This is a genomic window from Streptomyces sp. NPDC057424 (genome assembly GCF_042803315.1).
Classification (GTDB): domain Bacteria; phylum Actinomycetota; class Actinomycetes; order Streptomycetales; family Streptomycetaceae; genus Streptomyces.
This window is the reverse complement of the sequence record NZ_JBHVCP010000054.1, coordinates 17,294-39,026: the sequence shown is the minus strand read 5'-3', so window position 1 is coordinate 39,026 and position 21,733 is coordinate 17,294. Positions and strand designations below refer to the sequence as shown.

General features: G+C 71.9%; 19 protein-coding genes. 5 read left to right on the top strand and 14 right to left on the bottom strand.

Features of this window, described 5'->3' with window-relative positions:
* Positions 1-79 precede the first annotated feature (79 nt).
* Positions 80-916 (bottom strand): alpha/beta fold hydrolase, encoded by an 837-nt coding sequence (locus ACFU3E_RS31025; RefSeq protein WP_384165627.1) that lies wholly within the window; start codon positions 914-916, stop codon positions 80-82.
* 152 nt (positions 917-1,068) lie between these two features.
* Between ACFU3E_RS31025 and ACFU3E_RS31020 the strand changes: the two genes are divergently transcribed.
* A complete protein-coding gene (locus tag ACFU3E_RS31020; protein WP_384165624.1) occupies positions 1,069-3,114 on the top strand; it encodes a SpoIIE family protein phosphatase in 2,046 nt (681 codons plus the stop codon).
* 90 nt (positions 3,115-3,204) lie between these two features.
* Here ACFU3E_RS31020 and ACFU3E_RS31015 read toward each other — a convergent pair whose 3' ends face one another.
* Complete coding sequence (locus ACFU3E_RS31015; RefSeq protein WP_384165621.1) at positions 3,205-3,618, bottom strand: hypothetical protein; 414 nt, start codon at positions 3,616-3,618, stop codon at positions 3,205-3,207.
* Positions 3,619-3,679: 61 nt separating this feature from the next.
* On the bottom strand, positions 3,680-4,120 hold the full coding sequence (locus ACFU3E_RS31010; RefSeq protein WP_384165618.1) for an SHOCT domain-containing protein: 441 nt from the start codon (positions 4,118-4,120) through the stop codon (positions 3,680-3,682).
* A 259-nt stretch (positions 4,121-4,379) separates the two neighbouring features.
* Between ACFU3E_RS31010 and ACFU3E_RS31005 the strand changes: the two genes are divergently transcribed.
* Together ACFU3E_RS31005 and ACFU3E_RS31000 are read left to right on the top strand one after the other, a co-directional pair.
* Positions 4,380-5,006: a potassium channel family protein gene (locus tag ACFU3E_RS31005; protein ID WP_384165615.1), complete on the top strand. Its 627-nt coding sequence runs from the start codon at positions 4,380-4,382 to the stop codon at positions 5,004-5,006.
* Between the two features lie 3 nt (positions 5,007-5,009).
* The gene (locus tag ACFU3E_RS31000) at positions 5,010-6,425 is read left to right on the top strand and encodes a DUF2252 domain-containing protein (protein ID WP_384165612.1); all 1,416 of its coding nucleotides are present in this window, start codon (positions 5,010-5,012) and stop codon (positions 6,423-6,425) included.
* A 5-nt stretch (positions 6,426-6,430) separates the two neighbouring features.
* Here ACFU3E_RS31000 and ACFU3E_RS30995 read toward each other — a convergent pair whose 3' ends face one another.
* The 3 genes from ACFU3E_RS30995 to ACFU3E_RS30985 form a co-directional block, all read right to left on the bottom strand.
* Entirely contained in the window at positions 6,431-6,628 is a 198-nt protein-coding gene (locus tag ACFU3E_RS30995) for a hypothetical protein (RefSeq protein ID WP_384165609.1), read from the bottom strand.
* A gap of 127 nt (positions 6,629-6,755) precedes the next feature.
* Positions 6,756-6,923, bottom strand: coding sequence for a hypothetical protein (locus tag ACFU3E_RS30990; protein ID WP_384165606.1), 168 nt, complete (start codon positions 6,921-6,923; stop codon positions 6,756-6,758).
* On the bottom strand, positions 6,920-9,589 hold the full coding sequence (locus ACFU3E_RS30985; RefSeq protein WP_384165604.1) for a LuxR C-terminal-related transcriptional regulator: 2,670 nt from the start codon (positions 9,587-9,589) through the stop codon (positions 6,920-6,922). The genes ACFU3E_RS30990 and ACFU3E_RS30985 overlap by 4 nt, the downstream gene beginning before the upstream one ends.
* A gap of 269 nt (positions 9,590-9,858) precedes the next feature.
* Between ACFU3E_RS30985 and ACFU3E_RS30980 the strand changes: the two genes are divergently transcribed.
* On the top strand, positions 9,859-10,692 hold the full coding sequence (locus tag ACFU3E_RS30980) for a class II glutamine amidotransferase (RefSeq protein ID WP_384165601.1): 834 nt from the start codon (positions 9,859-9,861) through the stop codon (positions 10,690-10,692).
* 16 nt (positions 10,693-10,708) lie between these two features.
* Here ACFU3E_RS30980 and ACFU3E_RS30975 read toward each other — a convergent pair whose 3' ends face one another.
* The 4 genes from ACFU3E_RS30975 to ACFU3E_RS30960 form a co-directional block, all read right to left on the bottom strand.
* Positions 10,709-11,218 carry an O-acetyl-ADP-ribose deacetylase gene (locus tag ACFU3E_RS30975; protein WP_384165598.1) on the bottom strand — a complete coding sequence of 170 codons (510 nt, stop codon included), beginning with the start codon at positions 11,216-11,218 and terminating at the stop codon, positions 10,709-10,711.
* Positions 11,215-12,624 carry a phytoene desaturase family protein gene (locus ACFU3E_RS30970; RefSeq protein ID WP_384165595.1) on the bottom strand — a complete coding sequence of 470 codons (1,410 nt, stop codon included), beginning with the start codon at positions 12,622-12,624 and terminating at the stop codon, positions 11,215-11,217. Before ACFU3E_RS30970 ends, ACFU3E_RS30975 begins: the two co-directional genes overlap by 4 nt.
* A 181-nt stretch (positions 12,625-12,805) precedes the next feature.
* Positions 12,806-13,651, bottom strand: coding sequence for an inositol monophosphatase family protein (locus ACFU3E_RS30965; protein WP_384165592.1), 846 nt, complete (start codon positions 13,649-13,651; stop codon positions 12,806-12,808).
* An 85-nt stretch (positions 13,652-13,736) separates the two neighbouring features.
* Positions 13,737-15,563, bottom strand: coding sequence for a gamma-glutamyltransferase family protein (locus ACFU3E_RS30960; RefSeq protein ID WP_384165589.1), 1,827 nt, complete (start codon positions 15,561-15,563; stop codon positions 13,737-13,739).
* Positions 15,564-15,884: 321 nt separating this feature from the next.
* On the opposite strand from ACFU3E_RS30960, the gene ACFU3E_RS30955 reads away from it, so the two are divergent.
* Positions 15,885-16,553 carry a hypothetical protein gene (locus ACFU3E_RS30955; protein WP_384165586.1) on the top strand — a complete coding sequence of 223 codons (669 nt, stop codon included), beginning with the start codon at positions 15,885-15,887 and terminating at the stop codon, positions 16,551-16,553.
* Positions 16,554-16,578: 25 nt separating this feature from the next.
* Here the strand turns inward: ACFU3E_RS30955 and ACFU3E_RS30950 are convergent, their stop codons facing one another.
* The 4 genes from ACFU3E_RS30950 to ACFU3E_RS30935 all read right to left on the bottom strand — a co-directional run bounded on the left by ACFU3E_RS30950 (position 16,579) and on the right by ACFU3E_RS30935 (position 21,605).
* On the bottom strand, positions 16,579-18,099 hold the full coding sequence (locus ACFU3E_RS30950; protein ID WP_384165583.1) for an NCS1 family nucleobase:cation symporter-1: 1,521 nt from the start codon (positions 18,097-18,099) through the stop codon (positions 16,579-16,581).
* A gap of 146 nt (positions 18,100-18,245) precedes the next feature.
* A complete protein-coding gene (locus ACFU3E_RS30945; RefSeq protein ID WP_384165580.1) occupies positions 18,246-19,268 on the bottom strand; it encodes a TIGR03842 family LLM class F420-dependent oxidoreductase in 1,023 nt (340 codons plus the stop codon).
* An 11-nt stretch (positions 19,269-19,279) separates the two neighbouring features.
* A complete protein-coding gene (hydA, locus tag ACFU3E_RS30940; protein ID WP_384165577.1) occupies positions 19,280-20,683 on the bottom strand; it encodes a dihydropyrimidinase in 1,404 nt (467 codons plus the stop codon).
* Between the two features lie 79 nt (positions 20,684-20,762).
* Positions 20,763-21,605: a nitrilase-related carbon-nitrogen hydrolase gene (locus ACFU3E_RS30935; protein ID WP_384165574.1), complete on the bottom strand. Its 843-nt coding sequence runs from the start codon at positions 21,603-21,605 to the stop codon at positions 20,763-20,765.
* Between the last annotated feature and the right edge of the window lie 128 nt (positions 21,606-21,733).

The window sequence follows — 21,733 nt, the reverse complement described above, 5'->3', positions numbered from 1 at the left end:
CTAGGACTCGAACACAAACGAAGCAATGATCCCGTCGGACTTTGTGCGGTCCTGATGGTTATCCGGCGTCAGGCGGTCTTCAGGCCGTGGCCGTGAGAAAGGCGAGCAGCTCACTGGTCAGCCGGGCGGGCGCGTCCAGCGGAACGAGATGGCCGGCCCCCGGGACGGGCACCAGGCGCGCACCCGGGATCAGGGCGGCGAGTTCCTGCCCCTTGGCGAACGGGATCCAGGTGTCCTCGGTGCCCCAGCACACCGTGACGGGCAGCTCGATCGCCGGGTAGAGCGGCTGGATCTCGTCGGTGTAGCGCTGGTCGGCCTGCGCGATCTGCCGGTAGAAGGCCGCCCGGCCCTCCTCCCCCGTCCACGGCCCGACCAGCGCGTCGAGCGTGGCGGGGCGCAGGCCGAGGTGGCTCGCGGAGGAGACGTACTCGCGCACCAGCGCCTCGTGCAGCGCTGCCGGGAGCTGCTCGAAGACCCGGCTGTGCTCCCCGACCAGCCGGAAGAAGGGGGAGCCCCAGGGCTTCAGGGCCACCGGGTCGACCAGCGCGAGGCGCCGGTAGCGGGCCCCGTGCAGCAGGTGGGCACGCAGTGCCACGCAGCCGCCGAAGTCATGCGCGACGACCGCCGGCTCCTCCAGTTCCCAGTGCGCGAGAAGGTCGGCGAAGATCCGGCCCTGGGCGCCCAGTGAGACGTCCTGGCCGGGGCGCATGGCGGAGGTGCCGTAGCCCGCCATGTCCCATACGTGCACGCGGTACCCGACCGCGGCGAGGGAGGGTGCGATCTCGTGCCACACGTACGACGAGAAGGGCGTCCCGTGCAGCAGCACGACCGGCTCGCCGCCCGGGTCGCCGAGCCGGTCCCAGCGCACGGTCCCCGACGCGGTGACCAGGCTCTCCCGCAGTGTCCAGTCCCCCACGATGCCGCTCCCTCCCGCCGCGTGCGCCGACCCGCGGCTTTTTGTCATTTCGGCGCGACAGTGCCGCTCTTCCGAACGTAATGTGACCTCATCGGACAGCCCGCGCAACAGATCATGGCGGTACCTGTGCCGCGCCGGAAGGAGCGGCTCACATGAACGCGTACGCGACCTCGGACCGCGACGCCGTCACGGCCGCGCCCGGCGGTCTGCTGGATCTGCTGAAGGTCGCGGCGGTGGTCCTGGACCCCGGCGGGCACATCGCGCTGTGGAGCCCCGAGATCGAGCAGCTGCTCGGCTGGACCGCCGAGGAGGCCCTGCGCCAGCGCGCCGACACCCTCCTGGTCTCCCCTGCCGACCGGCCCCGGGGCAGGGAGCTGTTCGCCCAGGTCAGCACGGGCGCCCGGTGGGCCGGTGTCTTCCCGCTGCGGCATCGCGACGGCACGGAACGCGCCGTGGAGTTCCGTACGATGCGCCTCCTCGACCCCGAGGGACGGCCCCACCTGCTGGGACTCGCCACGGACGCGACGACCGTACGGAAGGTGGAGCGCGACCTCGCCCTCTCGCACAGCCTCGTCAACCAGACCCCGCTCGGCATCGCCGTCTTCGACAACGACCTGCGCTGGGTCGGGGTCAACCCGGCGCTGGAGCGGATCAACGGCGTGCCCGAGGAGGCCGTGCTGGGCCGCCGGGTCGGGGACGTGCTGCCCGACCTGGACGTGGCGGCCATCGAGGCCCGGATGCGGCACGTCCTGCAGACCGGCAGGCCTCTGCTCGACCAGCAGACCGTCGGACGTACGGCTGCGGACGTCCAGGAGCGCGCCTACTCGGAGTCGTACCACCGCATCGAGGACACCGACGGCCGGGTGCTCGGGCTCGCGATGGCCGTGCTGGACGTCACCGAGCGCCAGCAGGCCGCGGCGGAGGTCGCGCAGGCACGCCAGCACCTGTCGGTGATCGCCGACGCGGGAGTGAAGATCGGCACCACGCTGGACCTCCAGCAGACCGCCCGGGAGCTGGCCGACGTGGTCGTGCCGCATCTCGCGGACCTGGCCGCCGTGGACGTCCTGGAGTCGGTCGTGGCCGGCGGCACCATCGCTCCCGTGTCGGGCGGCGCCCCGGCCGAGTTCCGGGCGCTGGCCGTCGCGGCCGGCTACCCCACCGACGCCATCCACGCCGCCGACCCGGTGGGCGAGCTGGCCACCTACGGTTCGTCGCGGATCATCACGCAGTGCATCCGCAGCGCGCGCCCGGTCCTGGTCGAGCGCGTGGACGGCAAGATGATGCGGCGTCTCGCCCGGGACTCACGGGCCGCGCAGGCCCTGCACGAGGCGGGCGCCCACACCTATCTGGCGCTGCCGCTGATGGCCCGCGGCAAGGTGCTCGGCACGCTCTCGCTGTACCGCACGGTCAACGAGCGCCCCTTCGACGACCGGGACCAGGTGCTCGCCTCCGAACTCGCCGCCCGCGCCGCGATCTGCATAGACAACGCCCGCCTCTACGGCCGCGAACGCGGCACCGCACTGACCCTGCAGCGGAGTCTGCTGCCGAGCACACCCGCCGAACGGGAGGGGCTGGACATCGCCGCCCGCTACCGCCCGGCCCTCAGCGAGGTCGGCGGCGACTGGTACGACGTCCTGCCGCTGGGCCCGGGGCGCACCGGGCTGGTCGTCGGGGACGTCATGGGCAAGGGCGTCCAGGCCGCGGCGATCATGGGACAGCTGAGCACGGCGACGCGGGCACTGGCCCGGCTGGATCTGCCGCCCGCCGAGCTGCTGCGGCACCTCGACGACATCGCAGGCTCGCTCGGCGACGCGATCGCCACCTGCGTGTACGCGGTGTGCGACCTGGGGCGCGGCACCTGCGAGCTGTCCAGCGCCGGGCACCTGCCGCCGGTGCTCGCCGGGGCGGACGGCGGTGCGAGGCTCCTCGACGTGCCGGGGGGTGTGCCGCTCGGGGTCGGCGGCGTGGAGTTCGGCACGATGGAAGTGGAACTCCCCCCGGGCTCCCTGCTCGCCCTGTACACGGACGGGCTGGTCGAGAACCGCGCGGAGCCGATCGACACCGGCCTCGACACGCTGACCCGCCTGCTCCAGAACCCGGGGCCCAGCCTTCAGCGCGCGAGCGACGGTCTGCTCAGCGCGCTGAGTCCCGAGCCGGACGACGACGTGGCACTGCTGCTGGTCCGCACACGGGCCTGAGCCCGCTCGGCACACCCGCCCCTTCCGGCGAGTTGCCTGCTCTGCCCTACGTGAGGCTCATGGCTTTCCCGGCGGGCTGCCGAACGGCTTTCAGGTGTCCTCCTTCCGCACGGTGCACAGCGCCCAGATGACGAACGCCGACATCGCGATCATCACGACCGACCAGACCGGGTACTGCGGCAGGGAGAGGAAGTTGGCGATGATGACGAGTGCGGCGATGCCCACGCCGGCGACGCGCGCCCACAGCGACGCCTGGAACAACCCCAGGCTGACGCCTACGGCCAGCGCGCCCAGGATCAGGTGGATCCAGCCCCAGCCGGTGAGGTCGAACTCGAAGACGTAGTTGCGCGTCGTGATGAAGACGTCGTCCTCGGCGATCGCCGCGATGCCACGCATGACGCCCAGGATCCCGGAGATCATGAGCATGACGGCCGCGAAGATCATCAGTCCGGCGGCCCATTGGCGTTTGGCCATGTGAGCGCGCGTAGGGTGTGTGGCGGTCATCTGCTGCCTCGTTTCTTTGCGTCCGGCGCGGTCAGCGACCGGAGGTGGAGGTGGCGTGGGGCTAGGGTGCCGACGGGCCGGAGCCGCTCAGGACCAGGTGCTTCGCCTTGCGGAACTCCTCGTCCGTGATGTCACCGCGGGCGCGGATCTCGGACAGCCTGGCGAGTTCGTCGACGCTGCTCGGCCGGCTCTCGCCGCCCCTGGCCGTCTGCCGGATGTAGCTGTCCATGGCCTCCTGCTGCTCGCGGGCGTGTGTGACTTCCCTGCGCCCCATGTTCTTGCCGCGGGCGATGACGTAGACGAACACCCCGAGGAAGGGCAGGACGATGCAGAACACCAGCCAGCCCGTCTTGGCCCAGCCGCTCAGAGAGTCGTCACGGAAGACGTCGAAGACGATCCGGAAGAGCAGCACGAACCACATGATCCACAGGAAGAACCACAGCATCGCCCAGAAGGCGCTCAGCAGCGGAAAGTCGTACGCCAGGTAGGTCTGCGCACTCATGTCGCTCCTCCGTCCCGGGCCTGCGCCCGGCAGCCGTTGCGTGCCGTTCTCAGCGTGCCCGCGGCCCGGGCCGGGCTGCCTCACCCGGAGCGGGTGATCGTGCCGCCCCCGCGCGGCCGGTGACGGCTGCCGGCGCCAGGCGGTACCAGCCGGCCACCGTCTCGCACCGCCGGATCACCCTCGGCGGGTGATCCGTTCGCCGCTCCTCCGCGGTGAGGTGGTAGCGACCCCATGTGCCGGCAGAGGACCACGAGACGAGATGAATGATCCAGCGGCTGCCCGGACCACGCCCGCCCGGCTCCGGCAGGAGCAGGAGCGAGAACAGGAGCAGCGTCGGCGGCGACACGGTCCGCGGCTACGCGCGAAGGCCGCCGTCCTGGTGCGTGCGGTGCTCATCGCGACCAGCCTCGTCACCGTCTACTACGTGCTGCCTCTGGACGGCCGCAGCACGACCGGCAGCTCGGCACTGCTCGCCGGCGGTCTGCTGCTGGTCGTCCTGGTCTTCTCGTGGGAGGTGCGGGCCATCGCGTATTCGCCCTACCCGCGACTGAAGGCCGTCGAGGCCCTGGCCGCCACGCTGGTCCTCTTCCTCCTGCTCTTCGCGGGCACCTATTTCCTGCTGGAGTACTCCACCCCGGGTTCGTTCAGCGAACCGCTGACCAAGACGGACTCCCTGTACTTCACGCTCACGACCTTCGCCACGGTCGGGTACGGGGACATCACCGCCCGTTCCCAGACCGGACGCATCGTCACGATGGTCCAGATGGCGGGCGGACTGCTGCTGGTGGGCGTTGCCGCACGGATTCTCGCCGGAGCCGTGCAGGCGGGCCTGCGCCGTCGGGAACGGGATCCCTCGGACGACTTCACCTCACGGCCAAAGGACTGAACCATGACCGTACCGGGCCCCCTCACTGCCTTCCTGTCGCCGGCCGAGCGGGCCGCCGAGGGCCGGAACGTGCGACGGCACGTCCCCCGCTCGTCCCACGGCTTCTTCGACGCGGGGCCGCAGCGCTTCGACCCGGTCGAGGTGGTGGAACGTCAGTCGGCCAGCCGGATACCGGAGTTGGTGCCGATCCGCTACGCCCGCATGCTCGAGTCACCGTTCCGCTTCTACCGGGGCGCGGCGGCGATCATGGCGGCGGACCTCGGGGCCGTCACGGACACCGGTCTGCGGGTGCAGCTCTGCGGCGACGCCCACCTGCTGAACTTCCGGCTGCTGGCCTCGCCGGAACGCCATCTGGTGTTCGACATCAACGACTTCGACGAGACCCTGGCCGGGCCCTTCGAGTGGGACGTCAAGCGGCTGGCGGCCAGCTTCGCCATCGCGGGCCGGGCCAACGGCCTCAAGGCCGAGGAGCAGGACGGGGTGGTGGAGACGTGCGTACGGGCCTACCGGCAGCGGATGCGGGAGTTCGCGGGCATGCGCACCCTGGACATCTGGTATGCACAGGACGACGCCGACCGGCTGCGGGAACTGATGGCCGCGTCGATGACCAAGGACGCGCGGCGCCGTACCGCCGAGGCGACGGCGAAGGCCAGGACCCGCACCCACCTCCAGGCCTTCGAGAAGCTCACCCGGGTCACGGACGAAGGCCGGCGGATCGCGTCTGACCCGCCTCTGGTCACTCCGCTGCGAGACCTGGTGGACGACTCCGCGCCGCACGGGCAGGAGAAGGAGCTGCGCACGGTCCTGGAGGGATACGTCCGGACCCTGTCGTCCGAGCGCCGGCATCTGCTGCGCCACTACCGCTTGGTGGACATCGCCCGCAAGGTGGTGGGCGTCGGAAGCGTCGGCACCCGCTGCTGGATCGTGCTCCTGCTCGGCCGCGACGACGACGATCCGCTGCTGCTGCAGGCCAAGGAGGCACAGGCGTCGGTACTCGCCGACCACACCGACGGCATCCGCTACGACAACGAGGGCCGCCGCGTGGTGGCGGGCCAGCGGCTGATCCAGACGACCAGCGACATCCTCCTCGGCTGGACGCACGCCGTGGGCCTCGACGGGCACGAACGGGACTTCTACGTACGTCAGCTGCGCGACTGGAAGGGCATCGCACGGCCGGACACGATGGACCCGGGCCTGCTGCGGCTGTTCGCCGGGCTGTGCGGAGCGAGCCTGGCGAGGGCCCATGCCCGCTCGGGCGACCCCATAGCCATCGCCGCGTATCTCGGTGGCGGGAACCGCTTCGATCTCGCGCTCACCGCGTTCGCGCAGTCCTATGCCGACCGGAACGAGCGGGACTTCGCCGCACTGGGCGCCGCCGCCCGGTCCGGCAGGATTCAGACGGCGCCGGCGCCCTCGTGAGCCGGTCACTCCGGCAACTGGCGCATCTCCACGACCCTGAGCCCCAGCGACTGGAAACGGGTCAGCAGCCCGTACAGGTGGGCCTCGTCCACGACCGGGCCGTACAGCAGCGTCTGCCCGGACACCACCACGTGGTCCAGTTCCGGGAAGGCCTTGGCCAGCGTCTCCGACATCTGTCCGGCGACGCGGATCTCGTAGTGCATGAGCTGCTCTCCCGCGGGCGGCCCGAGAGGGGGAGGCGCGCCCTTCCCTTGCGATGGTCCGCCTCGGCGACCCGTACGCCCTCACCCGGCGCAGGTGAACCTCCGCCCACGCCCCGCAGGGCCCGCGTCAGTGCGTGACGACGAACATGACGGCGATGATCAGCAGACCGCGCAGCGGGTTCACCGCCGCCGAGGCGGCCGGCAGGCCTCGGGAGGCACCGGCCCGGACCGCCGCGGCCGGAGCCGCCCCCGCGCCTGCCCTCCCCGGGCGCGGGCGGACCGGGCCGCGTGTCACAGGATCCGCATGTCGCGGGCTCGGCGCACCGCGTCGCCGCGCCGGCTCACCGCGAGCTTGCGGTAGATGCTCTTGAGATGGGTCTTCACGGTGTTCACAGACACGTGGAGGTCAGCCGCGATCTCCTCCGTCGACCTCATCTCGGCCAGCCTGCGCAGCACGTCGAACTCGCGCGCGCTCAGTTCCTCGACGACGAGCACCGGCGCCTGCGGCTGTGCCATGGGTGCGGGGCGACCGTGCCCGGGTCCGGGGGCGAGCCAGCCGCCCGCCAGCTCCCGCAGGCGGCCGGTGCCCAGCAGCGGGCGGATCCAGGGGCCGGCTTCCCGGAACGGCAGTCGCAGCTGCTCGCGCCGCCCGTCCAGGAGGGCCCGGCCGATCAGGCGGTGAGCGGCACTGTGGTCGCCGAGCTCGTGGACGGCCCGGGCGCGCACCAGCGTGGCCCGGACGGTCACCGCCGGCCCGGTCCGGTCGGTCTCCGGCAGGCGGTCGAGCATCTCGAGCGCTTCCTCGGCGTGGCCTGCCTCGAGCCGGGCCCGGGCGGCCTGCACGGTGCAGGCGGCCCGGCGGCCGGCCACACGCTCCACGGCCTTGTGGGCCGACTCGGGATGCCCCTGGGCCAGGTGGGCGGCTGAGGCGAGGGCGGCGGCGTGGTCCTCGGCCCAGGGTGAGCTCACGACGGCCGGGACGATCGCGTCCGCCGCTGCCAGCGCGGCCCGGGCGTCGCCCTGCGCGAGGAGCAGTCGGCCCCGGGTGAGCACCCGGCCCGCTGCCTCGACCGGGTCCCCGTCGAGCAGGTGGGGGGAGGCGGCCTCGTCGAGAAGCGCCTGCGCCTCGTCGAGTTCGTCGCGGTCGATGAGGACGGCGGCACGGACCAGAGCGCCGAGGCCGGCCCCGGGCCCCTGGGGCAGGCTGTACCGCTGTGCCTGGCCGGCCGCCGCCAGGGCCTTGTGCTCCGCCCGGACGAGCCAGCCGTTCAGGTAGTCGATCAGCGCCAGGTGACCGAGGGCCTCCCACCGGGGCGACGCCATGGCCGCGCCGCCGGGGCGTCCGGCGACCGCCGACAGGACGGTCCGGGCGTCCTCGAAGCGCCCGGCCCACAGACGGGCGGAACCCAGGTGGGTGAGCAGCAGGGCGTTCAGCTCCGGGTGCTCGTCCAGCAGATACCCGGGGACGTCCGCCCTGAGGACCAGCGCCCGCTCTGCGGCGCGCTCCGCCCGGCCCGGGGTTCCGGTCAGCCGCGCCGCCAGGGCTTCCAGCAGGGCGCAGGTGAGCCGGGCCGCCGCCGGGTCCGCTGCGTCGTCCCGGGCCAGCTCCTCCTCCGCCCGGTGCAGGTGCGCCAGGCCGTGTTCGACATCGTGTCCGGCCAGCTCGCGGGCCGCGCGGACGAGGTCCGGGGCCGGGCCCTTGACGTCGGGGCCCATCCTTTCGAACAACGCGGACAGGTCGTGGGAGCGCAGGCCGGTGAAGAGCTGTCCGAGGGCGAGGTCGTCGACCACGGCCCGCGTGGTGAACTCCCAGTCGTCCGCCGCCGCCCCCTGAGCGAGCGCTTCGGGCAGGGCTCCGGAACGCCGCAGCCACCGGGCCGCCCGGCTGCGCAGTTCCGGCTCCAGGCCGGGACAGCGCTCGCGCAGGTGGGCGCGGAGGATCTCGGCGAACAGGGGATGCAGGCTGTACCACGAGTGGCCGAGGTAGTGGACAAAGGCGTTCTCGCGCTGCAGCGCGGCCAGAATGGGCTCCGCGTCCGTACGCTGCGTCAGCACGTTGACGAGGTCGGGGCAGCAGCGCTCCAGCACACTGATGCGCAGCAGCAGCTCCTGTGTGTCGGGTGCCTGCCGGTCGAGCACCTCGGCCAGCAGGAAGTCGGCCACCGCGGTGTGATCTGCTTCGAACTGCTTCAGGTACACGTGAGGGTCCGTGCCCTGCCGGGCCGCCAGCGCACAGAGCCTGAGACCCGCGGCCCAGCCCTGGGTCCGTTCCACCAGGGCCTGTACGGCGCTTGCGGTGAGGTGCAGGCCGTGCCGTGTCAGGAGCTCATGGGCCTCATCAGGGGTGAAGGCCAGCTCTGCGTCCCGGATCTCCGTCATCTCGCCCGACGCCCGGTAGCGGTGCAGCAGCAGCAGGGGTTCCGTGCGGGTGACCAGGATCAGACGCAGGCCCCGCCCGGCGTGGTGCAGGACGAACTGCAACTGCTCGGCGATCTCGCGGGAGACCACGCGGTCGAACTCGTCGAGGACGACGACCGTGGAGTCGTCCCTGCCCTCGAGGTCGGCGGCCAGGCGGGCGAGCGTCCGCCGGTCCACGCGGCTCGCCTCCGCGGGGCTGCCGACCTCGCTCGCCACCGGCACGCCGGCCACCCGCAGAGCCTGCAGCACGTGCGCCCAGAAGACGCCGGGGGCCTGATCGGTGCTCTCGGCGGTGAGCCAGGCGACCGGGTGCCGCAGGCCGGAGGCCCAGTCGGCCACCAGGAGCGTCTTGCCCGCGCCGGCAGAACCGTTGACCATCGTCAGGGGCGTCCCGAGAGCCTGGTCGAGGTGCCCGGTCAGGCGCGGCCGGCGTACGAACGTGGCGGGCCTCGTCGGCAGGGCGAACCGGGTGCGCAGCAGCGGATCGCCAGTGGGGTCGGCGCACGCGGACCCCGCCTCCGCAGTCTCATCGGTCGCGGCCATGGGGCTCACCCCCGCCTGCCGTCCGTCAGTCAGTCGGTCCTGGCGATCGTCTCGCTCAGCATCTCAGCGTTCACTCTTCCGCGCACGTCCGGGCCGGGGCCTCGCCGTTCCCTCCGTCAACCACCCGTGGCGGGCGATGCGGCCACCGCTCGGGCCGGAGTCTCCTGGGGTCCCGCACCGCCGCCCGGCACGCGGGGCGCAATCGGCGACCATCATCCAGAGCGGGCCGCTCGGCACGGCCGAGGCGGCCCGGAACGGGAGTACCGACCATGTGCCGCTGGCTCGCCTACTCGGGCACCCCCGTGCTCCTCGACGACGTCCTCTACCGCCCGGAGCACTCGCTGATCGACCAGAGCCTGCACGCGCGGATGGGTGTCGAGACCACCAATGGCGACGGCTTCGGCGTCGGCTGGTACGCGTGGCACCTGCGCACCCCGGCCGTCATCCGCGACACGGGCCCGGCCTGGAGCAACCGCAACCTGCGGGAGATCGCCGACCACGTCCGCTCGTCGCTGTTCTTCGCCCATGTGCGCGCCTCCACCGGCTCGGCCGTGCAGCAGACGAACTGCCATCCGTTCCGCCACGGGCGGTGGATGTGGATGCACAACGGGGCGGTCGACGGGTTCCGCGAACTGCGCCGGGATCTCATGCTGGCCGTGGATCCGGGACTGTTCCCGTCGCTGGAGGGCACGACGGACTCCGAGGTGATGTTCCATGTGGCGCTCACCCTCGGGCTGGACGGCGATCCGCCGGGTGCGGTGGCCCGGATGACGGGGCTGATCGAGCGTCTGGGCCGCGAGCACGGGGTGCCGCAGCCGCTCCAGATGACCGTCGCGGTGACCGACGGGGAGCGGGTGTGGTTCTTCCGGTACTCCAGCGCGGGAAAATCGCGGTCGCTGTACTACAGCAGCCGGGTGGAGGACGTGCGGGCCCTCCACCCCGACCTGGGTTTTTTGAACCATGTCTCCGACGAGACCCGGCTGGTCGTGTCGGAGCCGCTGGGCGACCTCCCCGGTGTCTGGAACGCCGTACCGGAGAGCAGCTACGGCGTCGTCCAGCCCGGCCGGGAGCTGCTGCGGCATTTCGAGCCTGAGTCCGTCTGAGACCCCCGCCGGCGCGTCAGCCGACCTGCGTGGCGAACGCCTCGTACGCCCGCTCGTCGAAGAGGACGAACCTGACCTCCTCGACCGTCGTGTCCGCTGCCCGGACGGTCTCGACCGCGATGCGGGCGCCGTCGTCCACCGGCCAGCCATAGACGCCGGTGGAGATCGCGGGGAACGCGACGGTACGGGCGCCGAGTTCACCGGCGACGCGGAGCGACTCGCGGTAGCAGGAGGTGAGGAGGGCGGAGCGGTCCTCGGTCGCGCTGAACACCGGCCCGACCGTGTGGATGACCCAGCGGGCGTCCAGGTCGCCCGCGGTGGTGGCGACCGCCCGGCCGGTGGGCAGGCCCTTGCCGAGGTGCGCCGCGCGGAGCCTGCGGCAGTCCTCCAGGATCGCGGGGCCGCCGCGGCGGTGGATCGCTCCGTCGACCCCTCCGCCGCCCAGCAGTGAGGAGTTGGCCGCGTTGACGATCGCGTCGACGCTCTCGCGGGTGATGTCGCCCCGGACCAGTTCGATGGCGGTCATGTCTGCCTCAGTCGCTTCCAGACGGCCTTCGCCGCGTTGTGCCCCGACATGCCGTGCACGCCGGGGCCCGGCGGGGTCGCCGAGGAGCAGAGGAAGACGGCCGGGTGGGGGGTGTGGTACGGGAACAGGGTGGGCTTGGGGCGCAGCAGGAGCTGGAGGCCGGAGACCGCGCCGGAGGCGATGTCCCCGCCGACGTAGTTGGCGTTGCGGGCGGCGAGTTCGGGCGGGCCCGCCGTGGCGCGGGCCAGAACGCGGTCGCGGAAGCCCGGGGCGAACCGCTCCAGCTGGCGCTCGATGCTGTCGGTGAGGTCGCCGGTCCAGCCGTGCGGGACGTGGCCGTAGGCCCAGAAGACGTGCTTGCCCGCCGGGGCCCGGCTGGGGTCGACGACGCTCGGCTGCACCGTGATCAGGAACGGCTTGTCGGGGGCCCGGCCCTCCCGGGACACCGCGCGCAGGGCCGCGCCGATCTCCGCGCTGCTCGCACCGATCTGCACCGTGCCGGCGGCGCGGGCCTCCTTCGCGGTCCAGGGCACGGGGCCGTCCAGCGCGTAGTCGACCTTGAAGACGCCCGGTCCGTAGCGGTAGCCGCCGTAGTGGTTGCCGAAGCCGGCGATGCGGGCCAGGGCCGTGGGTGAGGTGTCGAAGACGTACGCCCTGGCCGGCGGCAGATCGTCGAGGCGCTTGACCTCGTAGTCGGTGTGGACGCTGCCGCCGAGGTCGCGCAGGTAGGCGGCGAGGGCGTCGGAGAGGGACTGGGAGCCGCCGCGGGCGACGGGCCAGCCCCGGGCGTGCGCCGCCAGGGCGAAGACCAGGCCGATGGCCCCCGTGGCGAAGCCGCCGAGCGGCGCCATCACGTGGGCGACGAGCCCGGAGAACAGGGCCCTGGCCGGTTCGTCGCGGAAACGGCGCATCAGCAGCGTCGACGGGGGCAGCCCGGCCAGGCCGAAGCGGGCGAGGGTCACCGGGTCGCGGGGCAGCGCCGTCAGCGGCAACGACATGAAGTCCCGGGCGAGGGTGTCCCACTTGGTCAGGAAGGGCGCGATGAGTCTGCGGTACGCGCCGGCGTCGCGCGGGCCGAAGGAGGCGGCCGTCTCGCCGACCGTCCGGGCCAGGACGGCCGCCGTGCCGTCCGGGAAGGGGTGCGCCATGGGCAGCTCGGCGTGCAGCCACTCCAGGCCGTACCGCTCGAGCGGCAGGGCTCGGAACGCCGGTGAGTTGATGGCGAGCGGATGGGCCGCGGCGCACGGGTCGTGCCGGAAGCCGGGGAGGGTGAGCTCCTCGGTGCGGGCTCCGCCGCCCACGGTGCTCCGGGCCTCGAAGACGGCGACGGAGAAACCGCGGCGGGCCAGCTCCACGGCCGCGGTGAGTCCATTGGGCCCCGCACCCACTACGACGGCATCGAGCATCGACGGCACCTTCGGACCCCTTCGTCAGCCGACGGCCACTGGGGATCAGGATATGCCCGGGGACTGTCAGTCACCGGCCGCTGGTGATTTCTGGTACGGAAGGCCGCTTTGCGACGGCTGAAACCCCCCACAAGCGCACGCTGGGTAATCAGTTGTGTGCGTCACGCAGTGGTTTCGCCACTCATGCGCCGCCCGACAGCAGGCCCACCACCCTGCGGGCCGTAGCCGTGTCGCGGGCGGCGGTGAAGGGCAGGGCGTTGCCGCCCACGACGCGGAACGGCTCGCCCGCGAGTGTCAGGTGGGCGCCGCCCGCCTCCTCGACCAGGAGCAGACCGGCCGCGTGGTCCCAGGCGGCTTCCCAGGAGAACGCCACCGCGTCCAACTCACCCCGGGCGACGGCGAGATACTCCAGTCCGGCCGAGCCGCAGGGGCGCGGTGCAACACCGTCGGCGCGCAGGCCGAGCAGCGCGTGCTTCTCCGCGTCCGTGGTGTAGTCGGGGTGGGAGGTGGCCACGCGCAGGTCCCGGCCGGGCTCCGGCACTCCGGCGAACAGCCGCTCCCCGTCGAGGTGGGCGCCCTTGCCCCGCAGGGCGGTGGCGAGCCGGTCGCGGGCGGGTGCGTACGTCCAGGACGCGAGCAGGGCGCCACGGTGGGCCAGCGCGACCAGGGTGCAGAACCCGGCCTCGCCGCGCACGAACTGACGTGTTCCGTCGACCGGGTCGACGATCCAGACGGGGGTGTCGCCGCGTATCGCCTCGTAGGACGCCGGGTTGGCATGGACCGCCTCCTCGCCGACCACGACCGAGCCGGGCAGCAGGGCGGCCAGTGCCTCGGTCAGGTACAGCTCGGCCTTGCGGTCGGCGTCGGTCACCAGGTCGTGCGGGCCGCTCTTCTGGTCGATCTCGTGCGCGGCGAGCTGGCGCCAGCGCGGCAGGATCTCGGTGGCGGCCGCCTTGCGGATGGCCTCTTCGACGTCGGCGGCGTGCTGTACGAGAAACTCTTCGATGGTTTCGTTGCTGTCTATCACCCCTCCATGACAACACGCGCCACTGACCATCCCCGTCCGCCGGGTGCACTGCGGGTGGCGGTTCGGTGAACAGCGGCCCGTCGGATCAGCGGCCGACGGCGTACCCCTGCATGCCGCGCGGGTTCGCCGCCGCCGACAGCACACCCGTCTCCGGGTCCCGCGCGACCGCGCACAGCCTGCCCTCCGACCAGGGGCCGCCCACGGTCACGTCGTGGCCGCGCCGCCTCAGCTCCCCGATGACGGCCGGGTCGGTGCGGGACTCCACAGTCACGCTGCCCGGGCGCATGCCACGGGGGTAGAAGGAGCCGGGGAAGCTGTCGTTGTGCCAGTTCGGGGCGTCGATCGCGCCCTGGAGGTCGAGGCCGCCGCGCACCTGGGCGCGCAGCGCGACCGCGAGGAAGAAGTGCAGCTGCCACTGGTCCTGCTGGTCCCCGCCGGGCGTGCCGAACGCCATGACGGGCACGCCGTCGCGCAGGGCGATCGAGGGCGTCAGGGTGGTGCGGGGGCGGCGGCCGGGGGTGAGGGCATTGGGCAGGCCCTCCTCCAGCCAGGTCATCTGGAGCCGGGTGCCGAGCGGGAAGCCGAGTTCGGGTACGACGGGGTTGGACTGGAGCCAGCCGCCGCTGGGCGTGGCCGAGACCATGTTGCCCCAGCGGTCGACGACGTCGAGGTGGCAGGTGTCGCCGCGGGTGGTCCCGTCGGCGAGGATCTCCGGTTCACCCGGCACGGGAGAGACCGGGGGCTTGGCGACGGTCGGTTCGCCGACGCCCAGGGCGTCGAAGCCCTCCTGGGCGGCGGCCGCCACGCGCGCGTGCGCGCACAGCCGGGGGGTGCGTCCGCCGGGGCTGCCGGGCCGCAGGTCGTGGTCGGCCCGCTCGCCGACGAGGGCACGCCTGGCCGTGTTGTACGCGTCGGACAGCAGGTCGTCGAGCGGCACGGCGGCGGCGTCCCCGTACCAGGCCTCCCGGTCGGCCATGGCGAGCTTGCAGTTCTCGACCAGGAGGTGGACGTAGTCGGCCGAACCGTACGGGGGCAGTTCGGGCGGGAGCAGGGCGAGTTGCTGGAGGAGGACGGGACCCTGGCTCCAGGGGCCGGGCTTGCACACGGTCCAGCCGTTCCAGTCGTACGTCGCCGGCGTCTCGTAGGTCGCGGACCAGGCGGCGAGGTCGGCGGCAGTGAGGGTGCCGGTGTGCCGTCGGCCGCTGGTGTCCCTGGTCGGGCGGCCGGCCTGGCGGACGAGGGCGTCGGCGATGAACCCGCCGCGCCACACCTGCCGGGCGGCCTCGATCCGCGCCTCCCTGCCGCCCGCGCCGGCGGTCTCGGCGAGCAGGCGCTTCCAGGTGGCGGCGAGTGCGGGGTTGGCGAAGAGCTCACCGGGGCGGGGCGCCTTGCCGCCGGGCAGGTAGACGTCCGCCGACGAGGTCCACTCCGTCTCGAACAGCTCGCGCACGGTCTCGACGGTCTCGCCGACGCGCTCCACGGGCGCGTGGCCGTGCTCGGCGTAGCCGATGGCGTACTTCAGGACGTCGTCCAGGGACCGGGTGCCGTGGTCGCGCAGCAGCAGCATCCAGGCGTCGAACGCGCCCGGTACGGCGGCGGCGAGCGGCCCGGTGCCGGGGACGAGGTCCAGGCCGAGGCCCCGGTAGTGCGCGACGGTCGCCCCGGCCGGTGCGACGCCCTGCCCGCACAGCACCCGCACCTCGCCGCCGGCCGGGGCGAGCAGGATCGGCACCTCGCCGGCCGGGCCGTTGAGGTGCGGCTCCACGACGTGCAGCACGAAGGCCCCCGCCACGGCCGCGTCGTAGGCGTTGCCACCGCTCTCCAGGACGGCCATCGCCGACTGCGAGGCGAGCCAGTGGGTGGAGGAGGCCATGCCGAAGGTGCCCTGGAGGGTGGGGCGGGTCGTGAACATACGGCCTTCTCACCTCTCGTCGTCGTACGCCACCCGTCCCCCTCCCCCAGTCCCGGTCCCGCCGAAACCTGGGGAAGATCGCAGGTGGGCGGACACGTCTCGACAGGAACCACCCCAGCTCCCCGGCTACGCACGCACCTGCCGCAAACCACCCGGCAGCCGCTCAACCGGCCGATATCCGGGCGGTGGACCGCGGGCCCCCGTCACCGCGCAGCCACGGAGCGAGTTCGCACTTCCGCACCACGGACACTCGTGTGAAACTGTCGTCCCGTCCGCCGTGCGGACCCGTTCCGCACCGCCGTCCCCCACGAGAAGGGCGCCGTGCGTTCCCTACCTCTGCCCCTGGCCCTGACCGCACGCCTGTCCCCGGTGGTTGTGCTCGCCGCGGCGGGCTGGGCGCTGTCGTCGGGTCCGCTCGCCGCGCCGCAGGCCGCCGAGCACAAGCCGGCCGAAGAGAAGACCGAGACACAGTCCGCGTCCGCCCCGTCGACGTCGACGGTGTCGAAGACGTACGCGGCCGCGCCCGCCCCGTGCGGGAGCGTCGCCAAGAAGACGATCGAGTCGCTGGTGCCGGGCGCCAAGTCAGCCGGCAAGGAGATCCCGTCCACGGACACGAAGCTGCGCCGCACCTGCTCCTGGAACGCGCTCAAGGGGTACGACTACCGCTGGCTCGACGTGTCCTTCGAGGTGATGGAGTCGGACGAGGCCGCGCAGAAGTCGTACGAGGCGCACACCGAGAAGAAGAGCGGCGGCGGGGCGGTCCCCGGTCTGGGCGACAGCGCGTACTCGGTCGTGAACCTCACGACCGAGGACAAGCAGGAGACCCGCGAGGGAGTCGTGATCGCCCGCGCCTCCAACGCGCTGGTGATGGTCACCTACAACGGCAGTGACTTCGAGTCGAAGAAGGCGCCCGGCACGGACACGATCAACAAGGGTGCCATCAAGGCCGCGAAGGAAGCGGTGGCCGCGCTGGAGGGCGACAAGGACTGAGCGCCCTCCAGCGCGCCGGCCTCGTTCAGACGGTGCTCCGGCCCCGCGTGGCCATCAGCACCAGGTACAGGACCATCGAGGTGCCCAGGCCCACCGCCCAGCCGTAGTCGGCCAGACCGGCCAGCGCCGGGATCGGGCGGCCGTCGGTCAGCGGCTTGAAGCTCGCGCCGCCGACGGCGAGGACACCGCCGACCGCGAAGGCGACGACGGCCCGCCAGTTCCAGCCGCCCTCGTACCAGTAGCGCCCGCCCGTGCGGTACAGGTCGGCGAGGTCGAGCCGGGCGCGGCGCAGGATCCAGTAGTCGGCGATGAGGATGCCCGCGACGGTGCCGAGCAGGCCGCCGACCAGGCCCAGCCAGGTGAAGATGTAGCCCTGCGGGTCGGAGTACAGCTTCCACGGGAAGATCAGCACACCGAGGACGCAGGTGGCGAGGGCGCCGGCCCGGAAACTGATCCTGCGGGGCGCGATGTTGGAGAAGTCGAACGCCGGCGAGACCAGGTTGGCCGCCACGTTGACGGAGAGTGTCGCCACCAGGACGGTGACCAGCGCGAAGAGCAGGCCCACCGTGTTGTCGGTCTTGGCCGCGAGCTGCACCGGGTCCCAGATGGCCTCGCCGTAGACGGCCTGGGAGCCCGAGGTGACCATCACCGACAGGAACGCGAAGAGGGTCATCGTGGTCGGCAGGCCGAGGGCCTGGCCCCAGGTCTGCGCCTTCTGGCTCTTGCCGTAGCGGGTGAAGTCGGGGATGTTCAGCGACAGGGTGGACCAGAAGCCGATCATGCCCATCAGGGCGGGTGCGAACAGCGTCCAGAAGTCGGCGCCCCAGCCGAGCTTCGACGGCTGGTCGAGCAACGGGCCGAATCCGCCCGCCTTCTCGCTCATCCACCACAGCATCACGAACGCGCCGACGAGCACGAAGGGCGCCGCCCAGTTCTCGAAGCGGCGGATCGTCTCCATGCCCCGGTAGATGATGACGACCTGCAGCGCCCAGAAGATCGCGAACGACAGCCACATCGTCCAGGCGTAGCCGCCGACCTTCGCCGCGTCCGTCCAGCCGGTGCCGATGAGCTTGCCGGCCAGGAAGTAGATGGCCTCGCCGCCGATCCAGGTCTGGATGCCGAACCAGCCGCACGCCACCAACGCCCGTACGACAGCGGGCAGGTTGGCCCCGCGGATACCGAAGGAGGCCCGGGCGAAGACCGGGAAGGGTATGCCGTACTTCGGTCCGGCATGCCCGGTGAGCAGCATCGGTATCAGCACGATCACGTTGGCCAGGGCGATGGTGAGCACCGCCTGTTTCCAGTCCATGCCGACGGCGATGAGCCCGGAGGCCAGCGTCCAGGAGGCCGTGTTGTGGGCCATGCCGACCCACAGCGCGGAGAAGTTGTACGTGGTCCAGGTGCGCTTTTCGACGGGGACCGGCAGCAGGTCCTCGTTGGCGTAGGGGCCGGTGGGTGCGGGGGCGCCCGGGGCGATCTCCACCCGGCCGTCGTCGCGGGTGACTTGGGTGGGCGGCGGTGGGGCTGTGGGAGCGGTATCGGTCATGGGCCGGGCCAATCAGGGGAGGTGGGACGGGAAAGGCCGTGCGGTGACGCCGATGGGGGGTGCGCTCCGGGTGCGGCGGGGAGCGTCCTTGGCCCCTTCCCGAGCCGCTGGGAAGGGGGAGTTCACAGGGGGTGTGGCGGAGGAGGTCAGCCGTTGACGGCCGGGATCACCCGCGATCCGTAGGCCTCGATCACGGCCTCCTGCGCGTCGTGCATGTCGTAGACGGCGAACTGGTCGACGCCGAGCGCGCGCAGCGCTTCCAGCTTCTCGACGTGCTTCTCGACCGGGCCGATCAGGCAGAACCGGTCGACGATCTCGTCGGGCACGAACTGGGTGTCGGGGTTCCCGCTGCGCCCGTGGTGGGAGTAGTCGTAGCCCTCTCGGGCCTTGATGTACTCGGTGAGGTCGTCGGGCACCTGGGAGGAGTGCTCACCGTACTTGGAGACGAGGTCGGCGACGTGGTTGCCGACCATGCCGCCGAACCAGCGGCACTGCTCGCGGGCGTGGGCGAGCGCCTCGGGCGAGTCGTCCTCGGTGACGTACGCCGGTGCGGCCACGCAGACGGTCACCTCGTCGGGGTCCCGGCCGGCGGCGACGGCCGCGTCCTTCACGGCCTTGACCATGTACTCGGTGAGGTAGAGGTCGGCCAGCTGGAGGATGAACCCGTCCGCCTCCTCGCCGGTCATCTTCAGGGCCTTGGGTCCGTACGCGGCCATCCACACGGGCAGTTCGGCGCCCTGCTCGATCCACGGGAACCGGACGACGGTGCCGCCGCCGAGGTCGGCCTCCCGTCCGCTGCCGAGGTCCCGGATGACCTTCATGGCCTCGCTGATGCGGGCGAGGGTGTTGGGCTTGCGGCCGGCCACGCGCATCGCGGAGTCACCGCGGCCGATGCCGCAGACCGTGCGGTTGCCGAACATGTCGTTGAGGGTGGCGAAGGTGGAGGCGGTGACCTCCCAGGTGCGGGTGCCGGGGTTGGTCACCATCGGCCCGACCTTCAGCGTCGTGGTGTTGGCCAGGATCTGGCTGTAGATCACGAACGGTTCCTGCCACAGCACGGCGGAGTCGAAGGTCCAGCCGTACGTGAAGCCGTTCCGTTCCGCCCGCTTCATCAGGCTGATCACCCGCGAGGCCGGCGGGTCGGCCTGCAGGACGAGTCCGAAGTCCATCTGCGCCACTCCTAGTTGAGGTACTGACAGGTGGATCGCGGGGTGAACACGCCGTGCCCGGCGTGCCCGGTGTACTCCCGCTCGGTGATGACGGGTTCGCCGCGCGAGAGGACCGTCTCGACCCGGCCGGTGGTGCGTTTGCCCTCGTACGCCGAGTAGTCGACGTTCATGTGGTGCGTCTCGGCGGACATGACCTGCTCGGCGTGCGGGTCGTAGATGACGACGTCGGCGTCGGCGCCCGGCGCGATGGTGCCCTTCTTCGGGTAGAGGCCGAACATCCGGGCCGGGGTCGCGCAGGCGATCTCGATCCAGCGGCGGCGCGAGATGTGCCCGTCGATGACCGCCTGGTGGAGCAGGTCCATACGGTTCTCCACGCCCGGCAGGCCGTTGGGGATCTTGGAGAAGTCGCCGCGGCCGAGTTCCTTCTGGCCCACGAAGCAGAAGGGGCAGTGGTCGGTGGAGACGACCTGGAGGTCGTTCGTGCGCAGGCCCCGCCACAGTGCGGCCTGGTGCTCCTTCGGCCTGAGCGGGGTGCTGCACACGTACTTCGCGCCCTCGAAGTCGGGTTCGGCGAGATTGTCGGTGGACAGGAACAGGTACTGCGGGCAGGTCTCGCCGAAGACGTTCAGTCCCTCGTCGCGGGCCCGCGCCAGCTCGGCGACCGCCTCCGTCGCCGAGACGTGCACGACGTACAGGGGGGCGCCGGCCACCTGCGCGAGCTTGATGGCGCGATGGGTGGCCTCGGCCTCCAGCAGGGCTTTGCGGACCTCGCCGTGGTAGCGCGGGTCGGTCTCGCCCCGGGCCAGGGCCTGCTCGACCAGGACGTCGATGGCGATGCCGTTCTCGGCGTGCATCATGATCAGGCCGCCGTTCTCGGCGGAGCGCTGCATCGCGCGCAGGATCTGTCCGTCGTCGCTGTAGAAGACGCCCGGGTAGGCCATGAACTGCTTGAAGGAGGTGATGCCCTCCTCGACCAGGTGGTCCATCTCCTTGAGGGTGTGCTCGTTGACGTCGGAGACGATCATGTGGAAGCCGTAGTCGACGGCGCAGTTGCCGTCGGCCTTGGCGTGCCAGGCGTCGAGGCCCTCGCGCAGACTGTGGCCGACGCTCTGCACGGCGAAGTCGATGATCGTCGTCGTGCCGCCCCAGGCGGCGGCGCGGGTGCCGGTCTCGAAGGTGTCGGAGGCGAAGGTGCCGCCGAAGGGGAGCTCCATGTGGGTGTGGGCGTCTACGCCGCCGGGGATGACGTACTTTCCTGTCGCGTCGATGACCCGGTCGGCGGTGAAGGATTCGGCGGCGGGTGTGCCGGAGGCCGCGAGGGCGGCGATGCGGCCGTCCTCGATCAGGACGTCGGCGTGGATCTCGTCGGATGCGGTGATGACGAGGCCGCCGCGGATGACGGTTCGGGTGCTCATGGTGTGTCGCTCCTCGCCGTGTGAAGGTGCGGGCTGTGTGTGGCTGGTCGCGCAGTTCCCCGCGCCCCTGCCGGGCCGCCTACGGTGCCGTCAGGGGCCCGTACGCGCCCGGCGCCCGGTCCCGGTAGAACTGCCAGCGGTCGCGGACCTCGCGGAGTTTGGCCATGTCCAGGTCGCGGACGACCAGTTCGGGCTCCTTGTCGCTCGCCACCTCGCCGACGAACTGGGCCTCGGGGTCCACGAAGTACGAGGTGCCGTAGAAGTCGTTGTCGCCGTACTCCTCGACGCCGACCCGGTTGATCGCGCCGACGAAGTACTCGTTGGCGACGGCCGCCGCCGGCTGCTCCAGTTGCCAGAGGTAGGCGGACAGGCCCCGGGAGGTGGCCGACGGGTTGAAGACGATCTCGGCACCCGCGAGGCCGAGGGCGCGCCAGCCCTCCGGGAAGTGACGGTCGTAGCAGATGTACACGCCGATGCGGCCGACCTTCGTGTCGAACACGGGCCAGCCGCTGTTGCCCGGGCGGAAGTAGAACTTCTCCCAGAATCCCCTGACCTGGGGGATGTGTGTCTTGCGGTACTTGCCGAGGTAGGAGCCGTCCGCGTCGATCACTGCGGCGGTGTTGTAGAGGACGCCGGGCTGCTCCTCCTCGTACATCGGCAGCACCAGGACGATGCCCAGTTCCTTCGCCAGGGCCTGGAAGCGGCGCACGATCGGGCCCTCGGGGATCTGCTCGGCGTACTCGTAGAAGGCCGGGTCCTGGACCTGGCAGAAGTACGGCCCGTAGAACAGCTCCTGGAAGCACAGGACGTGGGCGCCCTGCGCGGCCGCGTCGCGGGCCGCCTGCTCGTGGACCTGGATCATCGATTCCTTGTCGCCCGTCCATGCGGTCTGGAAGACGGCGGCACGGATCACTCGGCTCATCGGGACCTCCGGTCGCTCGGTGTGCCGTGAGCCTAGGAAGTCGCGGTGTCGTCTTTGAGTTGCACCGTGTCACGTCCGAGGGCGTGCGGCGTGCCACCGTGTCACTCTGCCGTGGGCCCATGTTTCAC